Origin of the sequence: Xanthomonas populi, assembly GCF_002940065.1 — a bacterium.
GTDB lineage: Bacteria > Pseudomonadota > Gammaproteobacteria > Xanthomonadales > Xanthomonadaceae > Xanthomonas > Xanthomonas populi.
The window spans coordinates 1-7,720 of sequence record NZ_MDEJ01000161.1 but is presented as its reverse complement, the minus strand read 5'-3'; the positions used below and the strand labels follow the sequence as shown (position 1 = coordinate 7,720).

Annotated in this window: 6 protein-coding genes, 1 other RNA gene and 2 pseudogenes; 2 read left to right on the top strand and 7 right to left on the bottom strand. The window is 62.3% G+C overall.

Going from position 1 to position 7,720, the window contains the following annotated elements:
* Positions 1-128: 128 nt before the first annotated feature.
* Positions 129-488 (top strand): annotated as a pseudogene (yiaA, locus tag XpopCFBP1817_RS18245) (inner membrane protein YiaA); the annotation flags it as partial.
* Positions 489-632: 144 nt separating this feature from the next.
* Here yiaA and XpopCFBP1817_RS18240 read toward each other — a convergent pair.
* The 4 genes from XpopCFBP1817_RS18240 to XpopCFBP1817_RS18225 all read right to left on the bottom strand — a co-directional run bounded on the left by XpopCFBP1817_RS18240 (position 633) and on the right by XpopCFBP1817_RS18225 (position 3,710).
* A complete protein-coding gene (locus XpopCFBP1817_RS18240; protein ID WP_128418195.1) occupies positions 633-965 on the bottom strand; it encodes a hypothetical protein in 333 nt (110 codons plus the stop codon).
* A gap of 79 nt (positions 966-1,044) precedes the next feature.
* Positions 1,045-1,542, bottom strand: a complete 498-nt coding sequence (locus XpopCFBP1817_RS18235) for a hypothetical protein (protein WP_128418194.1) — start codon at positions 1,540-1,542, stop codon at positions 1,045-1,047.
* Between the two features lie 87 nt (positions 1,543-1,629).
* Complete coding sequence (locus tag XpopCFBP1817_RS18230; protein WP_128418193.1) at positions 1,630-2,937, bottom strand: APC family permease; 1,308 nt, start codon at positions 2,935-2,937, stop codon at positions 1,630-1,632.
* Positions 2,934-3,710, bottom strand: a complete 777-nt coding sequence (locus XpopCFBP1817_RS18225) for a L,D-transpeptidase family protein (protein ID WP_128418192.1) — start codon at positions 3,708-3,710, stop codon at positions 2,934-2,936. The genes XpopCFBP1817_RS18230 and XpopCFBP1817_RS18225 overlap by 4 nt, the downstream gene beginning before the upstream one ends.
* A 243-nt stretch (positions 3,711-3,953) precedes the next feature.
* Here XpopCFBP1817_RS18225 and XpopCFBP1817_RS18220 point away from each other — a divergent pair.
* Positions 3,954-4,030, top strand: a non-coding RNA gene (locus tag XpopCFBP1817_RS18220) — sX9 sRNA.
* Positions 4,031-4,048: 18 nt separating this feature from the next.
* Here XpopCFBP1817_RS18220 and XpopCFBP1817_RS24155 read toward each other — a convergent pair.
* The 3 genes and pseudogenes from XpopCFBP1817_RS24155 to XpopCFBP1817_RS18205 all read right to left on the bottom strand — a co-directional run.
* Positions 4,049-4,626 (bottom strand): annotated as a pseudogene (locus tag XpopCFBP1817_RS24155) (transposase); the annotation flags it as partial.
* An 80-nt stretch (positions 4,627-4,706) separates the two neighbouring features.
* Positions 4,707-5,804 (bottom strand): dipeptide epimerase, encoded by a 1,098-nt coding sequence (locus tag XpopCFBP1817_RS18210; RefSeq protein ID WP_128418191.1) that lies wholly within the window; start codon positions 5,802-5,804, stop codon positions 4,707-4,709.
* Positions 5,801-7,213: a C40 family peptidase gene (locus XpopCFBP1817_RS18205; RefSeq protein ID WP_128418190.1), complete on the bottom strand. Its 1,413-nt coding sequence runs from the start codon at positions 7,211-7,213 to the stop codon at positions 5,801-5,803. The genes XpopCFBP1817_RS18210 and XpopCFBP1817_RS18205 overlap by 4 nt, the downstream gene beginning before the upstream one ends.
* Positions 7,214-7,720: the final 507 nt, after the last annotated feature.

Sequence of the window (7,720 nt, the reverse complement as noted above, 5' to 3'; positions counted from 1 at the left end):
GATTAGGGAAAATTGCTCTGGTGTGATCTCCATACCCGATAGTTTACTCGCTCAGGCCATTAGTGTTAACATGCCCTAGTGAGACGTGTGCGTCCCACTTTACTGCCCCACCATGAAACGCGGTGTCCATGGCTGCCACGCAAAAAACTTCACCTGCTTTTATCGCCGCATCCTGCGCTGCATTGCTGCTAGGCAGCACTGCTTACCTGATCGGGTTGTGGAATGCGCAGATGATGCTCAACGAAAAAGGCTGCTACTTCACGCTGCTGCTGTTTGGCTTGTTCGCATCGGTGTCGTTGCAGAAGAGTGTGCGTGACCGCGCGGATGGCATCCCGGTGACGGGACTGTTTTACGCGATTGGCTGGTTCTCGCTGATCATCGCACTGCTGCTGTTGGCAATCGGCTTGATCAACGCAACCTTGTTGCTGAGCGAAAAAGGCTTCTATGCGATGGATTACTCACTGAGCCTGTTTGGCGCTGTTGCGGTGTAGAAAACACGCGATGCGATGGATGTCGACAGCGCGTTGCATACCTCGCGCGATACCGCCCTCGCGCGGTACCGCCGCCACTGGACTGACACACCACGTACACGCTGATACAACAACGCCACCTCGACGGTGGCGTTGTTGTTTTCAGGGCTTGGATCTGCTGTCGCCGGTGACGAAGTCTGTCGCATTTTCCCAGGCACGCTTGACTGCGTGACGGGCCTTGCTCCAACTCAAGCCTTCTTTGCCGCGATTGGCTTCCCACTCGCGGTGCAGCTCGGCTTCTACCTGATCGTAGGCACGTGCGTTTTCACGCATACGTGCCTCATGTCCTGCCAGGTAAGCGCCCTCGTAATCTTCGTAGCGGTCACCCTCGGTGTAATACGACTCTTCGGTGAAGCGCTCACGCCAATAGTTGGATACGTTCTGGCTGCGGTCTTGGTCCGCCGCGCGGCCTGGAATCTGATACGGCACGTTCATGCTCGTCTCCGTGGTGAATGTGCCATCTACCGTAGGTGGGCAGGTGTTAAATCCGTTGCGAGGGCAGGTGAGGAGGGCATCAAGTCGCCGCCGATGCGGCCTCATAAGGCAATGGTGTTGCACCCGCAGCAACCAGGCCGGCTTCGGCGTGCTGCAGCGACGGCGCGTCTGCATCGATGATCACCAGGACGCGCCCTGCCTGGATTTCGTCTTCGAATTGGCGGCGGATCGGATCGGGTACAGTGGCCCCGATCAGTGCCGACGACCAGGTGCCGACCAGGGCGCCTGCCAGAGCCATGACGCCTGCCCCGGCAATGGTAAGGCCGATGGGAGGCACTGCGATGGCAACCAGACCGGCGACCAGACCCGCAGCACCGCCAGTGGCGGCGCCACGCGCGGCAGCGGGAAGAAAGTCGGTCTTGGCATTCTTGCGCGCGTCAGGCACGTCTTCCAGCTCGATATCCGAACGGGCAATCAATGACAGCGCATCGTTGTCGATGCCTGCGCTTCGTGCGGCTTGCATGACGTGTTGCGCACCATCGATATCCGGTGTGCTGTAGACATGGCGCAGTTTCATCGCGAACTCCCATGCAGGTGAGAGCTGCAGCGTTGGGCGCGCGCAGTTAGTCGTGCGTGAGTATTGCGTGAGCGTGCTGCGACACCTCTAAATCTGCTTGCGTGGGAACAGATAAAACGCCCAGCCGACCAGCAATGCCACGCCCGCGGCGGCCAGATTCTGCCGGCTGGCACTGGCAAGCAGGCCAAGCGACAGCAGCAGCGCGGCGCTGGGAATGGCTGGTCCGCCCGGTAGACGCAAGGTGTCGGCGCGTTGACGGTAGCGACGCGCCAGCACGATGACCGCAGCGGCCGTGCCGATGTACGCAAACAATCGCGTGACCATCGACAACAGCGCCAACTGCGTGAACGAGCCGGACAACGCTAATCCAAGCGACAACACGCCTTGAGTGATCACCGCTGCTGCAGGTGTGTGGAAGCGCGGATGCACGCGCGCCAGAAATGCCGGGCCATAACCATCTTGTGCGAGCGCAAACAAAAAGCGCGGCCCGAGCATCACCGTATTACTGGTGGTGCCAAGGATGGAGATGGTGGCGCCAACGGTGAGGATCAGCGCCAGCGCTTGGCCACCGAAATGATTTGCTGCATCGGCCAACGGGGTGGGCGAGGCGGCAAGATTGGGCAGCGTGCCTTGCGCCACGACTTGTACCGCTGCATAGATCAAGGTCACGGTGACGATCATGGTGATCAGTGCGAACGGCACATCGCGACGTGGGTTGCGGTATTCGCCAGCGGCCGCAGGAATGTTTTCGAAGCCTGCGTAAGCGAACAGCAGCAACAATGCTGCCTCGCCGAGATTGCCCAGATCGCGCAGGTCCGGCGTGGTGCCGGCAAAGGCCCGCGACCAATCGACATAGAACAGGCCGATTGCCACGAACAACAGCAGCGGCACCAGCTTACCGATCACCAGGGCAATGCCGGTGCGCGCGGCAGATCTCACTCCGATCACGTTGATGGCGCTGAGTAATCCCAATGAGCCGACCACCACCAGCAGACGTGCCCATTGATCGGTGGCGACGGTTGGCCAGAACCGCGCGACCGCGTCGGCCAGGCCGTTGCTTAATGCCGCTGCCGAACTGATGCGGGTGAGCCAGATCATCCAGCCGATCTGAAAGCCGACGAAGGGGCCGAACGCTTCGCGCGTGTAGAGGTAGCTGCCGCCTGGCGTGTCGAAATAACTCGCCGCCTGCGCGTAGCACAACACCAGCAAGGCCGCCGCCAGGCCGGCCAGCATCACTGCCCACAGGCTCATTGGCCCAAGCAGTGCAGCGGTGGCTGCCGGCAGCAGATAGATGCCGCTGCCGATGACATCGTTGATCGACAATCCGACGATCTGCCAACGGCTGACGACGCGAACCAGACCAGTGGAATCAGCTGCGGGCTCTGTGGTGTTCATCGTGCAGCTTCCTTTAACTTGGGCAACTGCCACTGGGCTTGCAGGCGTGCGTATTCAGCACGCGGCAACAGCACGAACAGCGGTTTGTCGTCGGGCTTCAACCAGGCGAGCAGGCGTTGCATATCGGCTGGCGCCATTGCGGTGCAGCCGGCGGTGAACTGGCCCGGCGTGCGCCACAGGTGAACGAAGATGCAACTGCCATGACCGGGAATCGCATTGGGATTGTGCGCGATCACCAAGCCTTCGCTGTAGCGTGCATCGCCGGGATGTTGCAGGTCCAGCCGCATCGGTTCGGTCGAGCCGGCCACTGCGGCCTCACCGACCTGTGCGGCATCGACGATACGGTTGTACAACGATGAACTTGGCACATCCATGCAGTAGTGGGTGGCCGTCATCGCCTGGTATGGCATCGCGCTGTCGATGCTTTGGGCATAACCGAATGCCGGGCCGATGGCGAACACACCGGCCGGGCTGCGGCCGTCGCCTTCGCGCTTTTGTGGGCCTTGCGTCTGTGCGGGATGCAGGCCATCGCCCCAGGCGCTGCCATGGCTGCCAAGGGCGACCGCAAACCCGGGCGCTGCCGGTTGCCATTGGCCATCCACACGTGTGAATGCTTGCAGTCGCCCCTGCGTACTATTCCAATCGGGCGCGGTCACCACGATCACTGCGCGCGCTTGATTCAGTGCATCGATTGGACTGGCAGCGACGGCAAGGCCGCTGCAGCTTGCCAGCGCCAACAGCACGACGGATCGAAACAAGCTGACAAGGCGCATGCAGGCTCCGGGGAATCGGTCTGGCAGGGATGAGCTGCGTTGAATTGATGGGGTCGTTTGCGGCGACTGTGCGGTGCCTCGGCACTGCGTCACCTACAAACACCTTGTTGCTACTGTAGCCAGCAATGCGGCTGTGTGGTGCATCCGCGCCGCGAGGTTCGTGTGCGTGTTTGACGGGGCTTGGAGCGGCTATCAGCACTGCTCCGCGGCTGTCAGTCAGGCGTGACCGGTGTTCGGTCCGGGATGTCCCACTCGTACACTGCGGTTCTGAGCGCGCCGTCCACATCCACCTACCGACTGCTCGCGAAGTTCTGTCAGCAATTTTAAGATCATGAGATCCCATCGAGGGTCCCCAGCTCCGGCAGGTCGCTGGCGATCACCGCTTGCAGGGTGGCTCCGACGCCGTTGACCGACCGCATCGCCTCCAGCTGTGGTTGCTGGCGGATCTGTTCGGTAATCTGCTTGTCCAAGCGCACGCCGTTCTTTTTCATCTGAGCGACCTTGGCCTGCAGCATTCGGCGCAAGGTCGTGTCCGTCACCTGCTCCAACGGGTTTTCTGCGCTGGTTGCCAGCGCTACGAGCTGCGGTCGCACGCGCGCAGCCATCGCGGCCAAGGTTCCATCGGTTGAGAGGGGCCTAGCCCCAGCGTGGCAGGCATGCAGGCGAGATTGGCGGCGTGCAGACGATCTGTGTTTGCCGGCAGGCCGATAGCAGCGGCGAACGCATGGCAGCGGCGCGCATTGGCCCGCACCACCAGATGACCGGCGTCGAACAGGGCATCCAGCACTGCCTGTTCGTATCCGCCACAGGCCTCCAGGACAACCTGGCCAACCTCACGGTGTGCCAGCCAGGACAACAGCTTGCGGTGGCCGGCGGATGTGTTGTGAAACTGCGCAAAGGGCTGCGGCGGATGGATTCACGGCATGTCCTGCGAGCGCTGAGGGCACCGCGCCCCCGACCAACCGACCAACGCGGCCTGGAAACATCCAAAGGTGCTTAACCTGGAAACAGCTCCAGCCCACGAATGCGGCGGATGCCCAGCCCTGGCGAGTCGTCGATATGGATCTGTGCTTCGTTAAAGTGCACGCCACCGGCTGTGGGATCGAACTGCCCGAGCGCGGGTGCGTCCAGATCCGCCAGGGTGATGCTGTCGGCCTTGGCCACGGCCAGATGCACCGCCGCCGCCACGCTGATACTGGATTCGATCATGCAGCCGATCATGCACGGCACGCCATATAACGCTGCGATATCGGCGACGCGGATCGCGTTGGAGAGACCGCCGGACTTCATCAGTTTGATGTTGACGATATCGGCTGCGCGGCGCTGGATCAGGTCGATCACCTGGATCGGCGAAAACACGCTTTCGTCGGCCATCACCGGCGTGTCGATGCGCGCGGTGACGAAGGCCAGGCCGTCGATGTCGGTGGCCTTGACCGGCTGCTCCAGCAGTTCCAGCACGATGCCGGCGTCTTCCAGCGTGCGCATGGTGCGCACCGCTTGCTTGGGCGTCCAGCCCTGGTTGGCATCCAGGCGCAGCGATGCGCGACCAGCGACGGCTGCATGGATTGCCTTGATGCGTTCGACATCCGAATCGCTGTCCTTGCCGACCTTGATCTTCAGCGACTGATAACCGAGTGCGAGCGCAGACAGCGCATCGGCCACCATCGTGTCGATTGCATCGACGCTGAGTGTGATATCGGTGGTGATGCGTGGCGTGCCACCGCCGAGCGCCTGGTATAACGGCGCGCCCAAGGCTTGCGCCCACAGATCGTAGAGCGCAATTTCCACTGCGGCCTTGGCATTGGTGTTGCGCTTCAGCGCGTGTTGCACCAGCGCGCATAGCCGGTTGAGATCGGACACGTCCTGACCGATCAACTTCGGGCCGATGCAGTGTTGGATCGCGGCGATGATGGCGCCATGCGTATCGCCCGTGATCGGTGCGGTGGCCGGCGCAGCGCCATAGCCGATATGGCCGCTGTCGGTTTGCAGCAGCACCACCACATCTTCGATCGCCTGCACGGTGCGCACTGCGGTCTTGAAGGGGGTTTTCAACGGGAAGCAAAGCATGCCGAGGCGCAAGCCGGTGATCTTCATGGGGAGCCAATCGGTGCGATGCGTTGGATACGGGTGATGTGGTCTAAAAACGGTGTGCCATCGTTGGCGAGCAATGGCAGCAGCGGGGTGACCGACACGCCGTTCAAGCGCGCGCGCTGCACGCTGCCATCGGCCGCGCGATAGTTGGCGCCGGCCACATCGTGGATGACCCACGGCGCACCGTGTTCATGCCCGATCACCAGCATCAAATGGCCGGGGATATAGATCAGGTCGCCGCCCTGTAGTTGTGCGAGTTGTCGCAGGCGCTGCGGCAATGGCGCGCGCGCATTGAACGGCACATTGCGTAACGCCGGACTGCGCGCTTGATCGCCGGTATTGCGCGGCAGTGCGATGCCCAGGCTGCGATAGACGTCCAGCACGAAGCCGCTGCAATCGCGGGCGTCGTAATCGTTGCCCCAGCCATAGCGCTCGCCGAGGAATTTGAACGCCTGACGCAGTATCGCTGCATGCGTGGCCGGCAACGGACCAATGCGCACGTCGGCACCGCGCGGGATGAGTGCCGGCACCAGCTGCAAGCGGCCTTGTTCGCCGCGCAGTGGCAGTTGCACGATATAGGCAGCGAGCGGTAACTGCCCGTTGACTGGCTGCTGCGGCGGCCAGTCGCTGAGCAGTGGCACGCTGGTGCCCATGTCCAGCGTCAGCGCGGAGATTGCCGGCAGTTCGGGTGTGTAAGCGCTTTGCACGTGTGCACCGGTGACCATCACACGTGGGCTGCGTTGTGCGTAGTCCAGCACCTGGGCGCGGGCGCCGATTGCGAGACAATCGCTGGCCACCCACGCGGCGTAGGTGGCTGCTCGTACGAATTGCCATGCGCCATCGGCACTTGTGTGCAACACCGCCACCGGTGTGCCCGGGTAGAGCGCCGACTCCTGAAAGCGGTCGATATCATGGTCGTCGGTGGTAGTGAACACACGTTGCCTCGTTGGGAAGGTGCGTAGTGCGGCGCGCTGCACCACCAGCGCGAAGCGAGGCGTTACCTGTGCGGGGAGTGCGTCCAGCGCCAGTGCGCGACGTAGCTCGGCCAGTCGTGTTGCATCGATGGGCTGTCCGTCGGCATCGTACAACGCACGCTTTGGCGTGGCCGACAGTTTCTCGATGCGCGTGCGCACCTCGGCAGCCGGCAGCACGTCAGCCAGCTGCGATAGGTCGTGCATGGAGGCATCGTCACGCAGCAGGCGCGCGTTGAAGCTGGCGATCTGCGCGGCAGTCATGCGCAGTATTGGCGCGGTGCGACTGCGTTGGATCCAGTAATCGGCCGTTAGCTGTGCATCGCTGACCAACAATGCTGCCGTTTGCTGCACTGCGGTTGCACGCGTTGCCGGAGCTGCACTGCAGGGCAGGCCGATGACCAGCAGCAACAACGTCAGCAGGCGGCGCGACAGTGGCATGAAGAAGGCTCTTGATGGATGCAGTGACAGACGAGGTTCTGTGCGAGATACCAGTGCCGCCAAACGCGTTCTGGAAGTGCGACGAGCACAGTAGCTTGCAGTGTACGCGTGGCGTATGCCGGATGCCGAGGGTGACCATCGCGCTTGTCGCGTTGTGCACAGGCGATGACTCGGTGGCGCACTACACTGGTCGTGCTGGTGTATGGTCAAGCCTGCCGATGCCAATTACCGGCTGCGGAGCGCGCGGTTAGCTACCTCGCCACGACCAGGCCGGGTGCAGCGCCCGGTAACGCTGGCATCGCCAGCACATGGGTCGGCTCGGGGTATTTGCGATCCCAACCGTCATTTACCGCGTCGTCACCACCAAGGACGGCGGGCGCGTGTCGGAAGTGGTCGCGCACTTGCAGGGCTGCCTGCGGCCACTGCAACTTTAAGGAGCCTCTAAAAACCCCATCAATCTGCCATCATTGACTTGACGCCCTGCCAGCGGAGAACGACAGACATGAT